Here is a 23809-nt window from a genome sequence, read left to right on the forward strand (position 1 = left end):
CCATTTTTGGTTTTAAATCAAGTAAATTTATTATGATACATTCTCACGCTAATTAAGGATTAAATCCACCTATGCTTTTGACACAAAGGCCAACAAGATAGCTTTTCCTCACCTGAACTCTCACTGGCTGAGGCAATCTTGCTAAAAATCCGTATGATATTCTCTAATATGCATGTTGTAATGTTATAAACTTAGGAATTTAATTTAAAATATAAAAAATATTAGTAAACTATAACTCTAATTACTTCACTATTATCAACTCATGATCATAGTTGTTTAAATAATCCCTAAACGTTTGGCCAAAATTTCCTTCATAATTTCAGAAGTACCACCACCTATTGTCATTAACCTCGCATCACGCCACTGTCTCTCTAAAATGAAATCGGTTCTGCAACCATCAATCCCCATTAATCTAAGTATTTTTGATGTAATGCGAGTTACCATTTCTGCTGCATAAATTTTAGCGATCGTGGACTCTATCGTTGGATCTATTTCCTCGTCAAATAACTTAACGGCCTTGTCCGCAAGCACATAAGCCTTTTCAATGTCAACTTTAATCTTGGAAACTTCTTTTTCTTTATCGGTCGTATTTTTACCGCTTCGTAAAAATTCTTCTAATGTCCTTTCTGCAATACCTATAGAAAAATAGGAGACCATGACCCGTTCCCATTGGAAATTTTTCATAATTTCATAGAACCCTTGATTTTCAACACCTAAAAGGTTTTCATAAGGGACTTTTACTTCTTCCAAATAAATAATCGCTGTATCTGACGCTCTCCATCCCAATTTATCAAGCTTGCTGGAAGAGACACCTTTAAGATTTGTATCTACAATAAAGAAACTGATACCCTTATGGCCTTTATCCGGGTCCGTTTTAGCTGCCAATACAATATAATCTGCATTGACACCATTTGTAATAAATATTTTGGATCCGTTTATACGATAGTAGTCACCTTCTCGTTTTGCAGTTGTCATTATGGAGGCTACATCCGATCCCGCATTAGGCTCGGTAATGCCAAGTGCAGCTATTTTCTCTCCTTGAATGCCTGGTTGCAAATATTTCTCCTTTTGCACGGAGTTACCTAACTTTGCAATCGCTGTAATGGCAATAGAAGTATGAGCTGTTATCCCCACAGTAACCCCAGCGGAACCACATTTGGCTAATTCCTTAATAAATCTTCCATCCCATTTATAACCTAATTCTGTGCCCCCATATTGTTTGCTGAATTTTATACCGAGATAACCTTGCTGTCCAAATTTTTCAAATAAATCACGTGGGACCTCACCCTCTTCCTCCCACTGCGTAATATTCGGCGAGATCTCTCGATCAATAAACTCTTTTAATTTCTGATGAAAAATGGCTGCATCTTTGTTCATTATTATGTTCTGTTCCACGGGATCAAACTCTTCGTTCTCATAACAAGTCATCAGTACGAGCTGCTGACTATCGCGCCACAGCCTCTGTATAGGGTATTCCATAGAGTAACCATTTCCGCCAAATAGTTGAAATGCTTTGTCCGTCACTTCGTGAGCGGTTTCCAAAACATCTTGTCTAATGGCCCCCGTAGAAGCAGGGTAAGACACGGTGAGGTCCATTTCTTGATTTAATCTTGAATAAATGAATGATTCGCAAGCCTCAAGCTCTACAGTCATTTCAACAAGACGGTGAGATATGGTCTGAAACGTTGCTATTTTCCGGTTAAACTGTTTTCTTTCATTCGCATAAACCTTAGCAAGATCATAAGCTTCTTGACCAATTCCCAATCCAATCAATGACAGAGCAAGATCAAGAACTTCCTTGAAGCTTAAGTTTAATTTGGATGAATCGGTTGTCGCTGAAGGAACTAAAACATGTTCTTGAGGAAGAATCATTTCCATTTCCATTTCATAAAACTCAACTTGGTCGAAGCCCATGGTTTTCATGGGTATGACCTTTGCATCCTGCAGCTTTTCTTTATCAATGACAAAATAAACCTTCTCATGATTAGAATTTAACGCTGTAAACATGTAGAAATCAGATTCTATCGATGGCGTAATATAACTGCTTTTTCCGGATAGTTTCCATCCACCTTCTGTCTTCACTGCTTTCAATTGCGGCTGCTCAATTTCGGGAAAGGAAGTGGATGCGAGTTTGCCTTCAAGAATGACAGGCTCTAAAAACTTTTTCTTTTGCTCTTCTGATCCCCAAGTATAAATTGGAAATGCAAAAGAAATAGACTGAATGAAAGTTGCAAATGCCAATGAGCTATTTCCAGAACGAGCCAATTCTTGTAAATACCAAAGTTGAGTATTTACACCGCAGCTATCTCCTTCCAGCTCATCAACATACATAAATGACATAAAACCTAGCTTTCCGGATTTCTGTAATAGTTGAACCATTTTTTCTTTGGTCTGCTCTTTAGTTAGGACTTCTTTGTTGATCCATTGCCTAATTAATTTTTGTAGCTCCTCAAGTTCCATTCCCATCTGAATCCCCTTTTCTGAAGTCATTATTTTCTTTTATTACTTGTCATTTTTTCAAGAACATCCTGCAGATTTAATTCCTCAATAGCCTGTTGAGTTAATTGGAACTTTTGAATTTTCCCTGTTGTGGTTACAGGATATTCATCAGCTGAAATAAACTTAATGTATTTTGGGATTTTAAATTTTGCGAGTTTATCTTTACAGTATTCTATTATCTCTTCAACTGATGCACTTTCTCTGTTATTTAAGGTGATATATGCCATCCCTACCTCTCCCATCTTCACATCTGGAACTCCAACAACATGGGCTTGATTTATCTTTGGATGACGGGAAAGAATAAGTTCTATTTCTTTTGGCGCTACGTTTTCACCACCAATAATGTATAATTCTTTACTTCGACCGGTAAGTTCAAAATATCCATCTTCACGAATTCTTCCCAAATCGCCTGTTCTCAACCAGCCATCCTTATCAATCACTTCAGATGTCTCTATTGGTTTCTGATAATAACCTGTTGTAATGATGTTTCCCCTGCATGCAAACTCTCCTTCAGAACCTGGCGGTAACTCCTCTCCCGTAAAAGGATCGACCACCTTATATTGTGTATTTTGCCAGCCATATTCGGGTAATCCACTACACCCTCCCGGCATGATCCTTCCAATTGACGTAGCAATGACTTCATTTGAATCACCAGGTGCAGTATGCATAGTTGCTGCACATACCTCCGTCATACCATAAGCGGTACACAACTCATTTACTACAAGTTCTTTTTGAAGCCGTTCCCATAACCAAACAGGTGCAGGTGCACTCGCACACATGATGGATCTTAAGGAACTCAGATCAAACTCTTTAAGTGTTGGATAGTTTAGTAATGCGAGCGCAACCGTGGGTACAATTAACATATCATTAGCTTTGCTCTGTTCTATTAATGTAAGAGCCTCTTGGGGGTTAAAAACAGCCTGTGGGATGATCGTACCCCCTACAAACAAAGCGGCCAAAACACCTTCGACGTAAGAAAATACATGGTATAAAGGTAATGGAAAATAAATTCGTCTTCCGTCCTCATAAGCACGACTCAAACAGGTAGCAAACGCTGAACGAAGAAGTGCATCGTGTGTAAGCATCGCTCCCTTTGGTCTACCAGTAGAGCCCGAGGTGTACAAAATATCGGAAACTTCATCAGAGTATTGAGGAATATTTCGAACCGCTTCTTTGAGTTTTTCACTTGCTGTTTTCCCCTGCTCAATAAGGTTGTAAAAGTCGATCGTATTTTCATATTGCATATTCTCTTTAGAGAGAATGATAACATGACGAAGCATAGGTAACTTTGCACTTTTTCCTCTTGATAAAATATCAGGGTCAATCTCATTTAACATATCGATGTAATTGATCCCAGCAAAATGATCCATCGTTATCAAATATTTTGAATCGGACTGTTTTAGCAAGTATTCTAATTCTTCCATTCTTGTCTTGTAGTTTAGAGGAACATTGACGCAACCTACCTTCGATACTGCAAATTTACTAAAAATGAATTCTGGACAATTAGGCAAGAGGCTGGCAATATGCTCCCTTCTTTTTATACCTAATTTAAATAATCCTTGTGCTAGGTGATTAGCCCACATTTCAGTTTCCCGGTACGTATAAGAGTTCTGCAGAGTAAAAATATAAGTTCGATCTGGATACTCTGATACAGTACGCTCCAACCGTTGGCTAATGGTCATTCTTTCCCAGACAGGATAAATATCGTACAAATGATTTAATCTATCTTGTAAAATCCCCTTCATTACCATCTCTCCTATGAATATGATAGTTTTTAAACTTAAACAGAAATTGAGTGACACCTCTGCTTAACGAATGAACCACTCCTTGTAAAAAACAACAATATCCTTTGTTTTTCCTGAGAATGGATTTTCAATGGCACGGTGATAATCCAAAATTAATGAAACAGAACTTTCATTTCCGTTGATTCATAGAAGACGAACTCAAGTGACAAGAACCCATGTGTTAAGGTTAATACCCAATTTATTGTGTTTGATCCATTAAATAAATTACAAAAGGAGATATTTGGATTTATATTAATTACTGGCATGCTTTAGGTTACTTGCAACGTCAGTGGACTTTTTACTTAGTTTCACAAATATAATCAAAATGGCCGATATAATATAAATACCGGATAAAAACAACAATCCTGCAATTTTATTTCCCCCTGACATTAGAGCACCGACAATAAATGGTCCAAAAAATCCACCCAAATTCCCTATCGCAGAGAAAATACCTGTCAATCCGCCTAGCATATTGGCTGGAAATAATTCAGATAGCGCAGTTAGATAAACAGCTGTTGCAGAAGCAGATGCCATCAATGTAATACTAATAAATATAATAGACAGCCAAAAATTACTAGTACCTATCAAAGCAGTACTTAGAAGACCAACTCCCGCTATGACTTCCAAAATGAATAATAAAGACCGTTTATTCCCCCATTTATCATTAATAATTCCTGTAAGGATCATACCAAAGGTAGCGGCTAGCCATGGTAACGCTGAAATAATACCAATCTTCGCATACCCATATTCAGAAATCCCCTTTATAATTACAGGCAACCACATACTGACTCCATAATTACCAATGACCATAGCCCCCCAAGATAACGTAAGAAAGATAAAATTAGGATTTAGCGCGGCTTTCCAATAACTATTCTCTTGTATAATTTTAGGTTTATTTTCCTCTATATCCAATTCCTCTAGAAGATAACGGCGCTCTTCGTCACCCAATTTTTTTGACTTAGCTTTTGTTGGATGGTCAGGAACTACCAAATAAAAAATAACTGAAAAAACCAAAGGGGCTAGACCTTCTGAAATAAACATCCATCTCCAACCTGGGAATCCGAACCAAGCAGAAGCAACAATCAGTCCAGAAATGGGTGACATCAATAAAGGAGCAAGTGTTTGATAAAGTGCAAAAGTACTTGTCGCACGCCCTCGTTCCCTTTCAGGAAACCAATTAGAAATTAACACATACATAGTCGGTAGCATGCCCCCCTCAGCCACTCCCAAGAGAAAACGAACCACAATTAAGCTAGGAACATTATTGACTACCCCTTGCAAGGTGGCAAAAATTCCCGTAAAGATTCCAAGAATTAGTACGTTTCGCCTCGCACTGCTCCTACTTGCTAAATGACCTGCAGGCATCTGCAGTAACATATATCCAAAAAAGAAAACACCTGAAATGAATCCGCTCACAGTCGTAGTAATTGTGAAGGTCTCTTGCATGCCTGTCATTGCAAAAGAAATGTTAGTTCGATCCACAAAAGCAAACATATACATAATCAGGAGCATTGGCATAATCACTTGCCAACGGTAGCTACCACGGCGTTGATGCTTGGAATGGGTAGGAATAATTTCTTTCATATTAATCTACTAACCTCCTTTAGTATTTAATCCGCTTAATATCAAGTAGTTTCCCAATGAAGTAAAGTAATCTCGTTGTTGATATCTTCAAAAACCGCTTTTACTTCCATTTCACAAACTATTTTTTCCACATTCCCTAAATAGTTACCAAGGATTCGCACTCCTTCTCCTAAATCGACTACAACAGCCGCCATTGGAAGATGCTGTTTAAACCAGGGATGAAAAGCTCTATAATAAACTGAATAAGTATAGACCTTTCCCACCTGGGGCACTTCGGTCCATGTAAGTTGATTAGCATGGCAACTGAAGCAGAGGTCACGGGGCGGCCACTGAATATGTCCACATGCAGTACATTGTTGAACTAGAATCTTATGTTCCTTTAATCCGCGGTAATAAGGAGCATAAAGTTGATTAAGATTTGGTAATGGTCTAACACTTATTTCGGACATTAATGATTCCCCCTATTTTAGTTTAGTTGTGCAGGATGATAATCGATCCATCTCCAAAATCACCGTAACCTGTTACTAGACCAATGTGAGCATTGTTTACTTGTGCAGTACCCGCATCTCCACGCAATTGGCGGACTGCCTCCACCACATGATTCATTCCAAGAACATGGGCTTGCGAAAGAAGTCCTCCATGGGTATTAATAGGTAGTTCCCCACCTAAAGAAATCCGTCCATTTTTCACAAACTCCGGACTTTCGCCCCTTTTACAAAATCCGATTTCCTCTAATTGACGGAGAACAATAAATGTAAAACAATCATAAATCTCTGCAAAGTCAATCTCTTTTAATGTGATCCCTGCTGATTCTAATGCTCGGGGTGCGGCTTTCGTAATCCCCATATTCAAAATATCCGGTCGACTAATCAAATCATCTGGATGGTTAGCGTGACCTTCAGCTCCCCCTGCAATATAGATAGGACTGTGACGACCGTAATCCCGTGCCTCATCCGAGCGCATCACGAGTACAGCAGCTGCTGCATCAGTTTCTATACAAATATCATATAACCGAAAAGGTTTGACAACGAATGGGGATGACTGATAGTCTTCCTGTGTCATAGGGCGGCCTCTCATATACGCCTTTGGGTTCAATTGAGCATGTCTCCTGGTTGTTAAAGCAACCGTTTCCATTCCAGAGGGATCCGCTTTGGTTTCATGAAACCATCTATTGGCATGCAAACTATACCATTGCATCGGAACAATCATTCCGTATGGAAATTCTAGGTTCGTACGAAAATCAGCGCCCGGTAATTTTTGTGACCTTATAAGTTCAGGATTCCCTGCCCCGAATCTTAATCCGCTGTATCCGGTCCATCCAGTGGAAACAATAATACGGTCAGCCAAACCAGCTGCAATTGCCCCAGCAGCCATTAACACACCGGCTGTTGCACTTGCTCCTCCTATGTTTACATGGGCATGAAACTTTAAATCCCGAATACCAAGTGCTGAAACAAAATCTTCATTAGTCACATCCGAATACGGGATGACAACACCATCAACCGATTCTGTTTCGATCCCAGCATCATGGCAGGCTGCTACAGCGGCCTCTAAAATAAGTGCACGCGCACTTTTGTTTGTACCGCGAACATAATCGGTCTCTCCTATTCCCGCAATGGATGCAACATCTGTTATTCTCTTCAATCATTACCCTCCTACTATTACAAATTGTTGTATATTTATATCTGAATCTTAGAATGGAAAACTTTTTCTACGCGATCATAACTGTTCGTGCGAAGGTCTATCGCTCCCTCACGAAGTTTTTGTTTTTGAATTTTCCCAGTATTAGTAACAGGTAATTCACTTATAAATTCCCAATATCTAGGTATTTTAAAGTAAGCTAATCTTTCTTCACACCAAGCAATGAGATCCTCCACTTCTATAGCAACAGTTTCATGTCTGATTACATAGGCTTTAACTTCTTGCTCACGAATGTTATCAGGCACTGCAACCACAGCAACATCAAGTACATTAGGGTGTGTTCTGATTGAATCTTCTACTTCTGAAGCTGAAATATTCTCACCAGACCTACGAATAATGTCTTTTTTTCGGTCTATAAAAAAAACATATCCCTCATCATCCGTTCTTACATAATCACCAGTGTGGAACCACCCCGTTTTCCATACTTCTTCGGTTGCTTCTGGATTTTTGTAATATTCCTTCATAAAGCCACGACGGCGATTTAAAGAATCACTATTGCGTAAGACGAGTTCCCCAATTTCTCCTGTTTTTACTTCTTGATCATAATCGTCAACCACCATTGCCTCATATTCTGGAAATACTGTACCGATACAGCCGGAGCCTATTTTCCGGTCCAAATCTACATTGGTACAGATAACCAAACCACATTCTGTCATCCCGAACCCCTCAAGCAAGGTTACATTAAAACGTTTTTCAAATTCACTATGCAATTTGGAAGGAACACCTCCACCCATACCAATCCAATGAGAATGGTCGGCATCGTGTTCTGTTACTTTCTGTCCCATCAACATTGCCGGCATTACACCAAGGTAGTGAAACTTGGTAGCCCCAGATCGGCGTACACTATCCCACCAACTTTTTGGGTGGAAACGGTCCACTAGAGCCAGTCTCGCTCCAACCCACAGCGTACCCATGGTAGACAAGATCTGTGGATTCATATGGAACAATGGTAGAGGAGTAATTACACAATCTTGTTCTGTTAGCATCATATTTTGTGAATAGCGAAAACCAGCGACTAAATAGTAGGAATGTAATTGCACACAACCTTTTGGATGACCAGTTGTTCCTGAAGTATAAAGGATAGCAGCTTCATCATTTTCATCTAAATCGACCGGAGGCAGTTTGTCAGATTGTTTTCGGACCAGATTTTGAAAATCAATTCCTATTTTCGATTCTCCTTCCTTCCGAACGACCACAAGCTCTTGAATCTTCGGACACCTCGGCAAAATAGCTTTAATCAACGAGTAATATTCCTTACATGTAACCACTAGTTTAGAATCACTATGATTAATTACGTATGCAGTTTCTTCCCCTTTAAAAAAAGTATTAATAGGGACGATGGAAGCTCCTATACTGTTTAATCCAAGCCAGATATAGAGAAATTCAGGGATATTTGGTAACATCAAAGCAACTCTGTCTCCTTTTTGAATACCCAAATCTTGAAAACCATTAGCTACCTTAGCTACCTCTCTATACATCTCGATATATGATGTATCCTTTCCTTCCCACCATAGAAATGGTTGTTCAGGATTATTTTTCACCGCTCTTTCAAATACCTCTCGAATACTTTTCACTAGGTTCACCTCTAGACGTTGTATTTGAACGCATCCACTCACGTTCATTTTCATCTTTCAAACAGGTAATTCTTCTATGTTAGATCCGTTTACAGAAATCGAAATAACTTAATTCCCTCTCTTCTCCTTTATTTCTTTTAAAAAAGATTTCTAAATAATTACTAAGCAAATATCATGCCAATTGTTTCCCTTTTGATTTAATAAACTTCTATTAGATGTTTTTATATATTGCATATGCATTTTTGCTTATGTATAATCAATTATGAATATTAAGAATTTTAAAAATAAACAGAATTTTATTCGATCAATAATAAGGATGTGAATAGATGTACACAACCCCCCATTTCCCAGATAAAGAGAGCAATCAACTTATTTCATTATTCACTAGCATCTTTAGCACTTCTTATGATGGATTATTTGTATGTGACCAAAATGGTTATCCTCTTTTATACAATCAAGCTTTATTAGAAATTTGCGGAATGTCTGTGGATTATATGAACAATTTTGGGAACGTCTTCAATCTTCTAAAGCAAGGTGGTTTACCTAATTCCGCTAGTACTGTAGCGATTGAAACAAAAAGTATTTACAGCGCTATGGTTCATTATTACAACGGAAAAAAAGCTATCCTTTCGGCAACACCTATATTAGATGATAATCAAGAAGTCCAATTTGTAGTTACAAATGTAAGAGACGTGACAGAAATCAATCGACTTCAAGAGGAATTAGGGGAAACACAACAAATTAATACTTCCTATCAAATCGCACTAAAACAAGCACAAGAACAACTCGAATCACAGAATCAGCTTATATATAAGAGCAAGGTTATGCACCAACTTGTCTTCCTTGCATCGCGTTTTGCCAAAAATGATTCTCCCATTCTGATACTTGGAGAGTCTGGAGTGGGGAAAGATGTTATGGCTCAATACATTCATAAGCAAAGTCAAAGAAAGGGTGAATTTATTAAAATAAACTGTGGAGCAATTCCCGAGAACCTTCTAGAATCAGAATTATTTGGTTACGAAAAAGGTTCATTTACAGGGGCTAATCAATCAAAAGTAGGTTTGTTTGAAATGGCCCATAAAGGAACAATTTTTTTAGATGAAATTGGCGACCTTCCTTATCCATTACAGGTTAAACTTTTAAACGTTTTACAAGACTTCAAAATAAGAAAAGTAGGAGGAACAAAATATCGTGAAGTGGACATGCGAGTGATTGCAGCAACAAATTGCAACCTTGAATCTTTGATTGAACAAAAAAAATTTCGTCAAGATCTCTATTACAGGCTAAATGTATTAAATTTTACCATACCACCATTAAGAGAAAGACAAGAGGATATTTCCACCCTTCTGTTCTATTTTTCAAAAAAATTAGAAAAGAAATATGGAATTGAAATGCATATGGATGCCCCTGTACTGGAAAAGTGCTTAGAATATGACTGGCCAGGTAACATTCGAGAATTAAGCAATATCGTAGAACGAATGTATCATATGAGTGAAGACGGTAAGATTACCCTTAATCAGTTACCAACTTACATTTTAAACTTCCCAAAAATAGCTATACAAAATATAGACTATAATACATCTGATATCACTGTTCCCCTTAAAGATGCTGTGAAGACATTTGAAAAATGGTATATTACACAAATGCTTTCACAAACTTCTACTATGCAGGAATGTGCCGATAAACTCGGAGTAAACATCTCCACACTTGTACGAAAAAAGAGAAATTTATCAATTATGTAGATTAAAGTTAATTATAGATTTAAAAAAGAGGCTGACTAAACAAGTAGTGGATTGCACCCCGTCAAGTAGATAGAACAAATAATGTAAATGAACTATCCCAATACCATCAACTTGCGATGTTATCCACTTTAAAAGTCATTGTAAGCGATTACAATGACTTTTTATCATTTCTACCAATAGTAAGAGAATCTCGTCTAAACCTTATATTCATTGATAGGTGGAAAGGATTGTTATCGGAGATTAATACAGATTATTTATATGAGTTAACTAGTTAACCCCATTATCAGAAAAATTTTAAAGTTACCCAATGAAAATCAAATGAGCTCTCAGACAGATTTTAAATCGAGTTGACGGGTGATTCTCCGTCACGATTCGTCTAAGTGCTCTTTTTTCATGCTATTTTTCAAGAAAACTAGTATAAAACATCGCACAATAGAATAGAGAAAAATAAAGAAGCAAAATAGTACGTGATATAGCGTATTAGAATTTTATATTGTAATGGTTAAATATACATTCAAATTACGAATCATTGAATCTGCAATCGGTCCCTCAAATGATTAAAAATCGGTCTCAAGACTTAGAGAAACCACCACCCCTGGTCTATTATCCTTAAAATTCCAAAGACTTACAATTACATACAGGAGGAAAACCACAAAAAAAGAGAGAAATCTTAATGTTGAGATTGAGCAATGCATAAAATGGATGAGCATGAGAAAGGAGATTTTATTAAATGTCTGTGTTTACTAAATGGTCCTTTAAAAATAAGGCGGCCATAGCATTAGTTACAATTCTTGTATTACTTTTAGGATGTGTTAGCTATTTCAAATTACCAATGGAGTTTTTACCACCAGCTGATCAACCGCAAATAACGATTATTGCACTGGGGCAAGGAATCGATTCTAATTCGATGGAGGAACAGGTCACAACACCAATTGAAACCGCAGTGAGTTCTGTCAAAGGAAAGAAAGATTATTTCTCCACAACAGGTGATGGATTTACACAAATCGATATATTATTTGAATCAAAAACGAATATGAAAGATGCCAAGCAAGAAGTGCAAGAAGCTCTTGCTGCGGTGACATTACCTAAGAATGTTCAGAAACCTTCAATCATTCAGCTTAATACATCCATGATTCCGATTGCAGATGTATCTATTACATTTAAGGATGGATTAACAAAAAGAAATAGCGAATTTGCTAAGAAAAAAATCATTCCAATGTATAAAGATATAAAAGGTGTCGCAAATGTGCAAGCGTTTGGTACAGAAAGTTCATATGTTTCTATAAAAATAAATAATACGCTATTAGCAGAAAAACAATTATCACTTGAGAATATTATGGCAGTACTTCAAGATCAAAACCTTTCTGCTTCAGTCGGAGAAAAAACGATTGACGACAAAGCTAGTAACATCAAAATCATTGGAAAATTGAATTCGTTGAAAGACATTAAACAACTACCCATTGCTCCAGGTGTTAAACTGACGGATGTTGCAAAAGTAAGCATTAAAAAGCCAAATACTACGCTTACTCGTGTAAATGGTAAGGATGCATTGATTCTTATTATGACTAAAGGAAGTAATGCAAACGCAGTAAGTACGGGGAAAGAAATTGCAGAAGTATCTAAGAAAATGAACAAACAATATTCTAACGTCCAGAGTGATGTTATTATGTCGACAGCAGATATGATCGAAGGTTCCGTAAATACGATGATGAAAGAAGTATTATTAGGCGCACTATTCGCGACCATAGTAATTGTTCTATTTTTAAGAAACCTACGTTCAACATTTATTACGATTGTCTCCATACCCCTTTCTCTAGCTTTTACCCTGTTTTTGCTATGGATGTCAGGCGTGTCATTAAACATTTTGACATTGGGTGGAGTAGCCGTGGCTGTTGGTAGGCTTGTAGATGATAGTATCGTCGTTATTGAGAATATTTTCAGGAAAATGCAAAAGGAAAAATTCTCAGTTAGTCTTGTCATTGAAGCGACAAAAGAAGTAGGAACAGCCATCTTAGCTTCTACACTAACAACTGTTGCCGTATTTTTACCTATTGGATTAGTTAGCGGCAGTTTACAAGACTTTTTAATGCCATTTGCCTTAACAATCACGTATTCTTTACTCGCTTCTTTAATTGTTGCAGTGACCGTTGTACCATTGATGAGTTCTTCCTTGTTAAAAAACAGCAAACTTGCTGTGCATAAACCTGCAGTACGTTTTTCTCGCTTATTAACATGGACACTAAATCATAAATGGGTTGTATATCTACTCTCTTTATTATTATTTGCTGGTTCAATTGGGACTTATTTTGCAATGCCTAAAGGAGAGATTGATAAATCGACAGCTGATTTCATTCAAGCAACTTTAGAGTATCCAAATGATACACCACTTGAAAAAGTAAAAGAAAATACACTTCGCCTTGAAGATTACATTCACTCTCAAGATGAAGTGGAATATGAATATACACAGCTTGGTAATACAGAAGACGCTGCAAGATTAGGAGGAGTTAATTCTCCAACGCTCGCAACATTCATGATTATGTTAAAGGATAGTAAAGATACAGAAAAAGTGCTTGATAGGCTAGAAAAACAAAAGAAAGAGTATGTCGGTGCAGAATTAACAGTAGATACAGCTTCCTTTATGTCAGGATCTTCTTCACCAGTTACGATTGATGTTATGGGTGATGATTTAACTCAAATTGAAAAAACTGCAACTAATGTAAAAGAAAAAATTGAAGGAATAAAAGGAATTGAAAAAGTAACAACCAATCAGGATGCAAAAAAGATGGTTTATTCATTTAAAGTGAATGCTGCAGAAGGAAGTGCAACGCAAATTTCTCAGCAATTAGGTGTCTTTTTAAATCGAACGCCTATAGGATCGGCAACGATTGGTTCACAACCAATTACAATTATGTTAGAGCCTCTACTAAACCCAAAAACGAAAGATGAACTAAACAACATTTTAGTCGCTACACCTACGGGAATGGAGCCTTTATCCAAAGTAGCTAAGCTAAAACAAGAAGAGAAGCCAACAAACATAATCCATAAAGATGGCAATTCATATGTACGTATTACCGCTAGTGTGGATCCTGAGCAGCTATCAAAGGTCAATGAAGAGATTACTAAAACTATCTTTGGTAAAAAAGATGTAAAAGGAATGAAGATTCCATCTGGAGTAAACGTATATATTGGCGGTGCAAGTGCACAACAAGCAGACGATTTCTCTGATTTATTTATCACTATGCTTGTATCAATCGGAATCGTATTCTTAATAATGGTAGTAACCTTTAAGACATTCCGTGCACCAATTGCAATATTATGCTCACTTCCATTAGCAGCAATTGGCGCGATTCTCGGCCTATTGATTAGTGGAATTACAGTAGATGTTACGGCATTACTTGGTGCCTTAATGTTAATTGGCATTGTAGTTACGAATGCGATTGTCTTGCTAGATCGCGTCAAACAAAATGAAAAAACAATGATTATACGTGACGCACTTGTAGAAGCAGCAGCAACAAGAATGCGTCCAATCTTAATGACAGCTATGGCGACAGTCTGTGCTATGATTCCATTATTATTTAAAAAAGCAGAATCAACTAGCTTAGTATCCAGTAGTCTTGCAATCGTCGTAATTGGTGGCTTAACGATGGCTACATTGCTGACGCTTGTGGTGATTCCTGTTATTTACGAGACACTTCACTTCCGAAAGGCAACAAGACAGCGAAAAGAAAAAGCAAGTGAAATGAATTAATCTGTTTAACATAACTAACAAGCCCTTCAATCTGTTGATTGAAGGGCTTGAATTGTGATACATCAAGTTCTAATAGTTGGCTCAATTTAATTATATTTTTTACATTTCTTAGATACACTTGTTTTGCATACTGATAAACGAGGGATTCTTAGATTTGTGGTAAAAATTTGCTTAGATCCAATAAACGAACACAGTTATTCCAGTAATATAAATGATAGCACAAAAGGTTTTTTAGGAATATTTGTAGAATACCAATATATAATGAAAGAAAAAAACACCATAGTTTAGGAGGGGTTGCAAATATTAATGGGAATCTTAATATTTAGTCCAATATATGTAATATTTATTTGGCAATTCTTTAAACCTAAGGAAGCATTATTGAATGGACGAGCAACACTATTTTGGGGATTTAAATATACTATTGAAAAACAAAAACGCAAGAACTTTAAAGAGGGAGAAGATGTTACCGAAAAAGAAATCTTTCAGACAAAAGCTAGTTCTGTTCTAGCTATTATGTTTTTAACCATAATTTTAATTATTGAGTACCTAGTAATCGAGTATAAATCGGGTTTTTAATGTAATTATTCACCCATGCATGAATGAGAAACGTTTTCGACTCCAAATATCGAAAACGCCTCTTAATTAATAAAAAGTAGCATTATAGTTAAATAGAACCCAAAAATTAAAAGCACCTTCGTTTATAGTGCTACTTATTTATCGAATTTTCATCTTTAACTATTAGATAATGTAATTATTGTGCAAAATAAAAGCAACACGTTCAATCGCTTTATTGATTATTGTTGAACTGGTAAAGTTAGAAAGTTTTTGTCATAAATACTTGTGAAACAGGCGTCTCTTCAAATCCCTTTTTCGTTAATAAGGAAATCACTCGCCCATCTCCTTTTAAGAAGTTATAAGTAGTACGATTTATTGGCTTATCGTATTCCAAAGCATACGCAAGTAATGCATTTAGTACATCATCATCACCATTTTCAGATACTTGAAATAATGTAATACCTTCCGTTTCATTTCCGAACACATATTTTTTCCGAATAAGACATGCAGCCTGTACATCTTCATCCTTTGTAATCATCACAACTTCTCCACCTATTTTAGGTGTGTTACTAGGATCTGTTTGCCAAGGTACAATAGCCGGAAATAATCCTGAACCTATTGCATGTACAGCAGGAATCCTTTGAATTTCATAGCCATCTAAACTTGGTAATTGATTATCTAAAACCCCTTCTGCTGATAAAAAGAGTAAATCGTCAACTACATTATATCCACACTTCTCATATAATGATATGGCTGGCTTATTTTCAGAAAGTGCTTCTAATGTAGCTATAGAAACATTGTTATCCAATAAGACTTTCACTGCCTCTTGCATCAAAGGGAAGCCCAACTTCTTCCCACGATATTCAGGAATAATACCGGTTCCACCATTCCAAGAAACCTTTCGACCATCCACTTCTCTAATCCCTTGCAATACAAATCCGACAGGCTCAATCCCATCATACGCAACGACTGAGAGCGATGGAGATAAACTTTCATTTCCAAACTTACTAATGAATGTTTCAAAAGATAAATTCATCGGTAATATATATCCTTCAAACCCTCTATTAAATAATTCGTGTGCTTCTTGAAAGCTTACTGACGACAGTAATTTATAAGAAATGTTCATTGCTTACCTCCGCTTTTCATATTGTTATTCGGACTTAAATTTCTGCAAATATATTAATCTATTCTTTTCATTATATTGTTATTCTTAATTTTATACAATTCTAATATTACTGACTATTATGTCCCGCGAATATTAAAAAGCCTTGATTCAAAATTAGAATCAAGGCTTTTACATTTTTACATCGCTTCTTTATTTGAAAATTGACTGTTATAAAGGTCAGCATAGAAACCGCCTTCTTCTAACAGATCTTGATGTGTTCCTTGTTCGATGACTTTACCTTGATCCATCACTAAGATCAAGTCAGCGTCTCTAATAGTGGAAAGACGATGTGCAATAACAAAGCTAGTTCGCCCTTCCATTAAACGATTCATCGCCTGTTGGATCAGTAATTCTGTACGCGTATCAACACTTGATGTTGCTTCATCCAAAATCATGATCGGAGGATCCGCAAGTACAGCTCGAGCAATAGTTAAGAGCTGTTTTTGTCCTTGTGAAATGTTTGATGCTTCTTCATTTAAAACTGTGTTATACCCATCTGGAAGTGTACGAATGAAGTGATCTGCTCGAGCTGTTTTGGCAGCCGAGAATATTTCTTCTTCTGTTGCATTTTCTTTCCCAAAAGCTAAGTTCTCTTTAATTGTCCCATTAAAGAGCCAAGTGTCCTGAAGCACCATACCAAATGTTTTGCGGAGGTTTTCTCGTGATATGTTGCGCGTATCAATACCATCAATTTTGATTTTCCCGTCATTTAACTCATAAAATCTCATTAACAGATTGATCAGTGTCGTTTTACCAGCTCCAGTTGGACCTACAATGGCCACTGTTTGACCTGGCTGTACTTCAATATTCATGTCCTCTATTAATAGATCCTTGCCATATCCAAAACTAACATGCTCGAAAGTAACGGCTCCTTTTGCTTTCGTTAAACTAGAAGATGTCACTTCTTTTATTTCTTCTTCTTCATCTAATAGTTCAAAAACACGTTCAGCTGCGGCAATTGTTGATTGGATAATGTTTGCAATGTTCGCTGTTTGTGCAATTGGCTGTGTAAATTGGCGAGTGTACGTAATAAATGCTTGTATATCACCAATTGAAATCGCACGTTGCGTTACTAAAATACCGCCTACAACACTAATGATAACGTAACTTAAATTTCCGATGAATGACATTAAAGGCATAATCATTCCCGAGATAAATTGTGCTTTACGACCTGCTTGATATAATTTTTCATTTACTTCATCGAACTCAGCGACCGCTTTTTTCTCATGACCAAATACTTTAACGACTTGATGACCTGTATACATTTCTTCAATATGACCATTTAACTGGCCAAGAGTTTTTTGTTGATCTGCAAAATGTTTTTGTGATCTTTTCAAAATTGGTTTAATGACGAAAATCGAAAGTGGTAGACTTACAATTGATATTAATGTCAGCAACGGGCTGATTGTTAACATCATGATGATAATCCCAATTATTGTTACGATCGAAGTGATAAACTGGGTCACACTTTGCTGTAGCGTACTACCAATCGTATCAATATCATTTGTTACCCTACTTAAAGTTTCTCCATTAGCACGTCCATCAAAGTATTTCAATGGAAGTTTCTCTAGCTTTTCATTGATCTCTGTTCTTAAATCATAAACTGTTTTCTGAGCGACGCTAGACATAATATACTGTTGAATATACGAAAACAAACTACTAACAACATAAAGTCCCGCAAGTAACAGTAACAATTGTCCAATAGCATGGAAGTCGATTTCTGCTCCTGGTACTCCTTTGAATTTGCTATATGCCCCTTCAAATAATTCAGTGATTGCATTCCCCATTATCTTCGGCCCTACAACCATGAAAACAGTACTCATAATTGCTGCTAAAAATACGATAATTAATCGATTACGATGTGGTTTTAAAAAGCTAAGTAAACGTCGGAATGTGCCTTTAAAATTCTTGGCTTTTTGCCCTGCCATCATCATATTACCGCCATTCCCCATTGGACCGCCTTGAGGTTGCGTTTTTCTATGCTTACTCATGCGATTTCCTCCTCTGAGAGCTGTGATTTCACGATTTCACGATATACTTCATTTTCTTCAAGTAATTCTTTATGTGTACCTATACCAGCTATTTCGCCTTTATCTAAAACAATGATTCGATCAGCATCTACTACTGTACTAACTCGCTGAGCAACGAGTAACATGGTTGCATTCTTAGTTTCTTCTTTTAATGCTGCACGTAGACTTGCATCTGTTTTGTAATCAAGCGCGGAAAAGCTATCATCGAATATATAAATATCCGGTTTTCTTACTAAGGCTCTTGCTATTGAAAGTCGTTGTTTTTGACCACCCGATACATTTGAACCGCCTTGAGAAATCTCAGATTCATAACCATTTTCCATTTTACTTATAAAATCTTCTGCTTGGGCTATGCGCGCCGCATGTTCAATCTCTTCTTGCGTGGCATCTTCTTTACCAAAGCGAATATTTTCAGCAATCGTACCTGTAAAGAGTAGTGCTTTTTGCGGTACATAACCAATCTTAGAACGTACCTCATCGATTGATGTCTCTTTTAGGTCTACACCATTTACTCGAATCGTTCCGCTAGTAACATCATAAAAACGTGGAATCAGATTCACGAGTGTTGATTTCCCAGCACCGGTTCCCCCAATGATTGCAGTAATTTCACCTGACTTAGCACGGAAACTAATATTAGATAACACAGGTTCTTCTGCTCCTGGATAAGTAAAAGACACTTTATCAAATTCAAGTGTTCCTCGTTCTTGGTCTACTGCTTTAGCCCCTTCATTAAGTATTGTCGGTTTCTTATCTAATACTTCATTAATACGTTTTGCGGACACTGCAGCTCTCGGAATCATAACAAACATCATTGATGCCATAACAAGGGCGAACATGATTTGCATGACGTATTGAATAAATGCCATCAAGTCCCCTATCTGCATACCACCGTTATCGATACGAATTCCACCAAACCAAATGATACCAACAACTGTTAAATTCATAACAAGCATCATAACCGGCATTAAAAATGCCATTACTTTATTGACTTTTATAGAAACATCCATTAAATCTTTATTTGCTTTTTGTAAACGAACTTTTTCTTGTTTTTCACGATTAAAAGCACGGATAACGCGTATCCCTGTTAAATTTTCGCGTAATACTAAATTCAAACGATCTAAACGTGTTTGCACTAATTTAAAAAGCGGTATTCCTTTTGTCATAATTAGAATAACTGCTCCCATTAGTACAGGGATTGTTGCTACGATAATAAGCGATAATTTTGCATCTTTTGATAAAGCCATTATTAATCCACCAACAAACATAATCGGTGCACTTACAACCATTCTTAGTAACATGATTACTACTTGCTGTACTTGAGTTATGTCATTTGTTGTTCGTGTAATCAGTGATGCTGTTCCAACTTCATCAAAATCTTGCAGTGAAAATCCTTCAACATGATTAAACACTTTACGGCGGACATCACGACCAAAACCCATTGCCGCTTTTGATGAGTAATAGCTTGCAACAATCGATGCACACACTCCGAATGCAGCTACTAAAAGCATTAATCCACCAATTTTTATAATATAATTCTTATCACCTACTACTACTCCCTTATCAATAATATCTGACATTAGAGTAGGTAAATACAAATCAGCCATGGATTGAACGAATACAAGTCCAACCACCGCTAGAACAATCCACTTATAAACTGTGAGGTTTTTTAGTAGTTTAAGCACTTAAATCATTCTCCTCTTTCTATAGCCTCTTCTAATAAAGTGATTATTTGGCGCTGTGATGTTAGAAGATCATCGTATTGTTTTTCACTAAGTGAATCAGTCGCTAACTCAAAAGCTTTGAGTACACTACTCTCTTGGCTTTGTATCTTGTTATAAAGCAATTGACCTTTATCACTAAGGGTCAACAGCATTTCACGTCTATTATCTTCTACAGGATTTCTCTGAATCAATTCAGCCTGTACAAGTCCCTCAACAGCTTGACTTAATGTACTTTTCGGAAAAAACGTTGCCTTCCCTAACTGTTTTTGAGTCATCTCTTCAAATGGTGCGAGCGTTATTAATAAAGCATATTGAGGAATCGTAAGCTCATTTTCTAATGCCGTTCTTTGCACTATTCTCCTAATACAATGGTTCACATGCCAAAATGAATGTAATAACTTTTCAGACCTTATACTAGCGTCTTTTTCAAGACTCAAAATCCCCCACTCCTTTCATTTCAAACAGTTCCATTACGAACAGTTCTATAATAGCACAATTAAATTTACATTTTTATTGAAGAACAATCAAGCGAAAAGCGTTGTATTTGGCAAACTAATTTCATTATTAAAACGGCAAAAGAAAACCCAGTTAGAGGACCTTATTATACTGTCCTTTAACCGGGGTATTTTACATATTCAAGTTAACTTTAATGTTTCAAATTCATCGCCGTCTTATAAAATGCTGCACTAGATAGTACTATCAAAGCTACCAAGAAAAAGAGTTGATCTTGAAAATGCACTAGCAGCCATCCACCTATTACTGGACCGATGAAACTTCCTAAGTTCTTGAATTGGGCAGCCCCTAAAAAACTTGCTTTTTGTGTTTCGGGGGCAATTTCATCAATTAAGACATTCATTGTTGGGAAAACAAAGATCTCACCAATCGTAAACAGTACCATCCCTATAACAAATATGAGACTACTATTTGCCACGCCAAATAAAGCTAATCCTGCTACAAAGAATCCAATGCCCACTAATAGTGTGGATTTCGTTGAATATCGCTCTGAATAGATACTAATAGGTAATTGTAGAATAAGAACTACCGCTGCATTAAGTGCGATTAAAAATGAGTATAGTTTTACTCCATCCTCAACAGTCAATTCGACCAATTGAGGTAATGTAGAATCGAACTGAGAATATCCAAAGTTAATCAATATCGCTCCCGCAACAAACAGCTGCATTTTTCGATTCGATAAAATAATGCGAAACATATGATGTATTTGAATTTGTGTTCCTAGTTTTTGCTGTTTCATTTCATATCGATTCAATACAATCATCAAAAAGATTCCATATACGCAGTACATAGCGCCTGTAAACAAAAAAGGAACGCTTGGACTTGATAGGCTGGCTATATATACTCCTACAACAGGACCTATAACAGCAGCTATATTAATTGCTGTATATCGTAATGAAAAGAGACGTTTTCTTTTTTCTTGTGGCGTAAAATCAATCATTAATGCTTGTGTAGCCGGTTCAAAAAATGAACGACATAAACCATTGATAGCATTTAAGACTATGAACATAGCAACTATATTTGTCGTAGCAAATCCTATAAACACCGTACTCCATACAAAAACAGTGATTAACAGAATTCGTTTTCTACCAAATCGATCAGTCAAATAACCACCGATAAAGCCCCCTATAGTAGATAATAATGGGGCAATTCCTATCGTTATACCTATAAGTAAAGGCCCTACTCCTAAATCTTTATGTAGATAAAGCGCCAAAAAGGGCATAGCCATAAAACTTGCGATACGTGTAAATACTGTACCGCCTAAAATGATCCATACTAATGGATGAAAATGTTGGAAGAATCTCAATTTTAAGCACTTCACTTTCAAATAATTAAATTTACAATTTTAACAAATATAACACCACCAATATATGTATGAACAGAGTTAAATTTTCACTACTTTAATTATTTTGATAAATCTGAGTTTATGAGGCGAAGAAGTTACAGGTTTTATTATTAAATAAAAAGCCCCTTATACTAGAAGAACAAAATGATCTTCATTGTATAGGGGCATATATCATTTACAAACTAATACTTGTCTAGCAAAAGTACCTTTTCTTGCTTCACAGCGATCGATAATTTCAAAACCAGCTTCTTCAACCATATGGTCCATTGTATCAATCGTTACTATTACAACTTTTTTGGTGAATCGGCGAGCCTGCTTCACGATATCAAGCTGTTCTTCAACAGTAATATGTGTGAATAAATTGTACGGCATATCAATGATTGCAACATCATAATTGTCTTCAATCTCTGAAATTGGTCCAGTAGTTACATTGCCTTCTAAACCGAAATGGGCAATATTTTTTCTTGAGCCTAGCACTACACGTCGATTAATATCTCGTCCTACGATATCGATTCCCATCGATAATGCTTCAACTAAAACTGTCCCAATACCGCAACATGGATCGATTGCACGAACCCCGTTAGGATGCGGAACTGCAATATTTGCAACGGCTCTTGCAACACGTGTATTTAGCGCTGTTGAGTACATATGCGGTTTTTGCTGGTGGTGAAGCCAAATAGGTTCACTGACTTCTAATTTACCAAAATACCATTTGTTATCTATCATAACGACACCAAATACAGTTTCAGGTTGCTCTAAATCAGGTTCACCTTTAATACGTAAACCAATATTACGTTCGATTTCTCGTCGTTTTGAGTGGCCTACCTTTTTCATAGAACCAAGCTCGGAGTCATTCAAACAAACAACTTTAAATGTTGCATGATCTAAATCAAGTTGTTCAACTAAGTCGGCTATTTGTTCGAAGCTATCACCTTCATATATTACTTCAAGGCGCTCTTTCATAAATGGACTTCTACTTGGATCTATTTCTATCGTACTTTTCAACACATTTGAAAGGACGTCGAATCCAAAAAATGATCGCATCTCCATACGACACAAATCATACTCATCTCGATGTCCTGAATATGTGTAAATAAATTCTCTGTTACTCAATCATTTCCCATCCTTCACTGTGCTTCCTCAATCTCTTCAACTAATTTGAAGAAGAAGCGATAAATCATATTATAGATTTCTTCAAATGATTTCGCTTCACTAAAACCTTCTAGATAGTCTAATGGCACATTTATATCCCATAAACCATCTTCAGCGGAAAACATGACACTGTATTTCGCATTATCTCCTTGCAAATGTGTATTCAAATAAGTTTTTATCGCTTCGCCGAATTTCTTTTGTAATTTTAAACCAAATAAGGCTGTGTACGTTTCGAAAACATCATCGAATTCTAGCGCTACAGCATCCATGCGGATTAACTCAAAATTACTAGATTCTACATAAACAAATTCATTTGCTTGTTCTTTCAAATATGAAATTGGTTTCTGCAAGAAAGCAGGAGTTTCCGTAGAGATCAATTCTTCCGTCTCTTTATTACAGCGTTCAAGAGCATCTATGTGAAATGCTTTTTCAGCAACAGCTACACCATTAGGAAGTAATTGATGTTTTTCTGCGAATTCCTTTTCAATATCAAACAATTCAATTTTGTTTTCACTTATATGATTTTCAATATAATTTTCAATTTGTTGTTTTAACAAGTTAAGTCAGCTCCTTTACTTGAAAGGAATTGAATTGGATTCCTCTCATACCCTAGTATAGCCTAAATTGTACTGTTAAGCCTTTAATTTATTATCTTGAAATATAGATCTTTTATTGTCGGTTAATTTCTAACTAAAA

At 36.5% G+C, this 23809-nt stretch carries 16 protein-coding genes; 3 read left to right on the forward strand and 13 right to left on the reverse strand.

The window, feature by feature from the left end:
• Positions 1-276: 276 nt before the first annotated feature.
• The 6 genes from AMD00_RS03895 to AMD00_RS03920 all read right to left on the reverse strand — a co-directional run bounded on the left by AMD00_RS03895 (position 277) and on the right by AMD00_RS03920 (position 9184).
• The gene (locus tag AMD00_RS03895; protein ID WP_083446096.1) at positions 277-2490 is read right to left on the reverse strand and encodes an acyl-CoA dehydrogenase family protein; all 2214 of its coding nucleotides are present in this window, start codon (positions 2488-2490) and stop codon (positions 277-279) included.
• On the reverse strand, positions 2490-4244 hold the full coding sequence (locus tag AMD00_RS03900; protein ID WP_053415764.1) for an AMP-binding protein: 1755 nt from the start codon (positions 4242-4244) through the stop codon (positions 2490-2492). The genes AMD00_RS03895 and AMD00_RS03900 overlap by 1 nt, the downstream gene beginning before the upstream one ends.
• Before the next feature lie 291 nt (positions 4245-4535).
• Positions 4536-5867 (reverse strand): MFS transporter, encoded by a 1332-nt coding sequence (locus AMD00_RS03905; RefSeq protein ID WP_053415765.1) that lies wholly within the window; start codon positions 5865-5867, stop codon positions 4536-4538.
• Between the two features lie 41 nt (positions 5868-5908).
• A complete protein-coding gene (locus AMD00_RS03910) occupies positions 5909-6316 on the reverse strand; it encodes a Zn-ribbon domain-containing OB-fold protein (protein ID WP_053415766.1) in 408 nt (135 codons plus the stop codon).
• A 22-nt stretch (positions 6317-6338) separates the two neighbouring features.
• Complete coding sequence (locus AMD00_RS03915) at positions 6339-7511, reverse strand: thiolase C-terminal domain-containing protein (protein WP_053415767.1); 1173 nt, start codon at positions 7509-7511, stop codon at positions 6339-6341.
• Between the two features lie 35 nt (positions 7512-7546).
• Entirely contained in the window at positions 7547-9184 is a 1638-nt protein-coding gene (locus tag AMD00_RS03920) for an ATP-dependent acyl-CoA ligase (protein ID WP_169786307.1), read from the reverse strand.
• A gap of 284 nt (positions 9185-9468) precedes the next feature.
• On the opposite strand from AMD00_RS03920, the gene AMD00_RS03925 reads away from it, so the two are divergent.
• The 3 genes from AMD00_RS03925 (at position 9469) to AMD00_RS03935 (ending at position 15208) form a co-directional block, all read left to right on the forward strand.
• Positions 9469-10884, forward strand: a complete 1416-nt coding sequence (locus AMD00_RS03925; RefSeq protein ID WP_053415769.1) for a sigma-54 interaction domain-containing protein — start codon at positions 9469-9471, stop codon at positions 10882-10884.
• Positions 10885-11614: 730 nt separating this feature from the next.
• Complete coding sequence (locus AMD00_RS03930) at positions 11615-14632, forward strand: efflux RND transporter permease subunit (RefSeq protein ID WP_053415770.1); 3018 nt, start codon at positions 11615-11617, stop codon at positions 14630-14632.
• 306 nt (positions 14633-14938) lie between these two features.
• The gene (locus AMD00_RS03935) at positions 14939-15208 is read left to right on the forward strand and encodes a hypothetical protein (RefSeq protein ID WP_053415771.1); all 270 of its coding nucleotides are present in this window, start codon (positions 14939-14941) and stop codon (positions 15206-15208) included.
• Positions 15209-15446: 238 nt separating this feature from the next.
• Here AMD00_RS03935 and AMD00_RS03940 read toward each other — a convergent pair whose 3' ends face one another.
• The 7 genes from AMD00_RS03940 to AMD00_RS03970 form a co-directional block, all read right to left on the reverse strand.
• On the reverse strand, positions 15447-16313 hold the full coding sequence (locus AMD00_RS03940) for a GNAT family N-acetyltransferase (RefSeq protein ID WP_053415772.1): 867 nt from the start codon (positions 16311-16313) through the stop codon (positions 15447-15449).
• A 176-nt stretch (positions 16314-16489) separates the two neighbouring features.
• Positions 16490-18343, reverse strand: coding sequence for an ABC transporter ATP-binding protein (locus AMD00_RS03945; protein ID WP_053415773.1), 1854 nt, complete (start codon positions 18341-18343; stop codon positions 16490-16492).
• Positions 18340-20064, reverse strand: a complete 1725-nt coding sequence (locus tag AMD00_RS03950) for an ABC transporter ATP-binding protein (protein WP_053415774.1) — start codon at positions 20062-20064, stop codon at positions 18340-18342. The genes AMD00_RS03945 and AMD00_RS03950 overlap by 4 nt, the downstream gene beginning before the upstream one ends.
• Positions 20065-20069: 5 nt before the next feature.
• Positions 20070-20540: a MarR family winged helix-turn-helix transcriptional regulator gene (locus tag AMD00_RS03955; protein ID WP_053415775.1), complete on the reverse strand. Its 471-nt coding sequence runs from the start codon at positions 20538-20540 to the stop codon at positions 20070-20072.
• 209 nt (positions 20541-20749) lie between these two features.
• A complete protein-coding gene (locus tag AMD00_RS03960; RefSeq protein ID WP_053415776.1) occupies positions 20750-21922 on the reverse strand; it encodes an MDR family MFS transporter in 1173 nt (390 codons plus the stop codon).
• Between the two features lie 210 nt (positions 21923-22132).
• Positions 22133-23074 carry a TRM11 family SAM-dependent methyltransferase gene (locus AMD00_RS03965; RefSeq protein ID WP_053415777.1) on the reverse strand — a complete coding sequence of 314 codons (942 nt, stop codon included), beginning with the start codon at positions 23072-23074 and terminating at the stop codon, positions 22133-22135.
• Positions 23075-23088: 14 nt separating this feature from the next.
• Entirely contained in the window at positions 23089-23670 is a 582-nt protein-coding gene (locus AMD00_RS03970; protein WP_053415778.1) for a hypothetical protein, read from the reverse strand.
• Positions 23671-23809 lie beyond the last annotated feature (139 nt).

The organism is Viridibacillus arvi, assembly GCF_001274945.1.
In the GTDB taxonomy this organism is placed as follows: Bacteria; Bacillota; Bacilli; order Bacillales_A; family Planococcaceae; genus Viridibacillus; species Viridibacillus arvi.